Origin of the sequence: Amycolatopsis antarctica, from assembly GCF_002262875.1 — a bacterium.
GTDB classification, from domain to species: Bacteria; Actinomycetota; Actinomycetes; order Mycobacteriales; family Pseudonocardiaceae; genus Amycolatopsis; species Amycolatopsis antarctica.
Window position 1 is genome coordinate 1 of the sequence record NZ_NKYE01000039.1, and the last position, 1,403, is coordinate 1,403.

At 61.2% G+C, this 1,403-nt stretch carries 1 protein-coding gene; it reads left to right on the forward strand.

The window, feature by feature from the left end:
• The first annotated feature begins 88 nt into the window (after positions 1-88).
• Positions 89-1,366, forward strand: a complete 1,278-nt coding sequence (locus tag CFN78_RS28330; RefSeq protein ID WP_420807938.1) for an IS256 family transposase — start codon at positions 89-91, stop codon at positions 1,364-1,366.
• The last annotated feature ends 37 nt before the right edge of the window (positions 1,367-1,403 follow it).

Genomic DNA, 1,403 nt, shown 5'->3' on the forward strand with positions numbered 1-1,403 from the left:
GGGACTGTTTCAACATCGGTGTTTCTGGCCCGACACGCCGGACTGAGGTCCGGCGGGATGGGCACTGTGAGTGATGACATCGGACCTTGTGAGTCCACGCAAGAGTGAGAAGTCCGGGCGGCAGCTGTCGCCAGAGCAGGCTGCCGCGGCCGCGATGGTGGCTGAGGCCAAGGCCAGGGGGCTGGCGTTGACCGGCCCGGACGGCCTGTTGAAGTTGTTCACCAAGAATGTGCTGGAAACCGCGCTGAACGAAGAGATGACCGAGCACCTCGGCCATGAGAAGAACCAGGCGGAGCCGGGTCGAGAATCGGCGAACGTGCGGAACGGTGAACGGTCGAAGACCGTGGTATCGGACGCTGCCGGCGAGGTTGAAATCAGTGTTCCGCGAGACCGAGAAAGCACATTCGAACCGCAGATTGTGAAAAAGCGGCAGCGTCGACTGACAGACGTGGACGAGATCGTGTTGTCGCTGTACGCGAAAGGGATGACAACCGGGGAGATCTCGGCTCATTTCGCCGAAATTTATGGCGCCTCGATCAGCAAGGAGACAATCTCGCGGATCACCGACAAGGTCGTCGCCGAGATGAACGAGTGGGCCAGCCGTCCGCTTGACGCGGTCTACGCGGCGGTGTTCATCGACGCTATCCACGTCAAGGTACGGGACGGCCAGGTCACCAACCGGCCGGTCTACGCCGCGATCGGGGTCACCATGGATGGGCACAAGGACGTGCTGGGCCTGTGGATGGGCACCGGTGGCGAGGGCGCCAAGTTCTGGATGAGCGTGCTGATCGATCTGAAGAACCGCGGCGTCCGCGACGTGTTCTTCCTCGTCTGCGACGGCCTCAAAGGCCTTCCCGAAGTCGTGGCGAACGTCTGGCCGCAAACCATTGTTCAGACCTGCATAGTTCACCTGATCCGGAACACTTTCCGGCTCGTATCACGCCGCGACTGGGATGCGGTGAAACGGGACATCAAACCCATCTATACCGCGCCCAATCCCGACGCCGCACTCACCGCATTAGACGAACTCGACGAGAAATGGGGTAGCAAATACGGTGCGATGATCCGACTGTGGCGCAACGCGTGGGACGAATTCGTCCCATTCCTCGACTACGACATCGAGATTCGCCGCATGATCTGCTCCACGAACGCAATCGAATCACTGAACGCCCGCTACCGTCGAGCGATCCGCGCACGGGGGCACTTTCCGACCGAGCAAGCGGCGATGAAGTGCCTGTACCTTGTGACCCGCAGCCTGGACCCCACCGGCACAGGCCGCGCCCGATGGACGATGCGTTGGAAACCCGTGATCAACGCATTCGCCATCACCTTCGGTGACCGCTGGCCGGCCGCCGAGACCTACTGATCAACAACGCCGGAAACACCGATCATGAGATAGACCC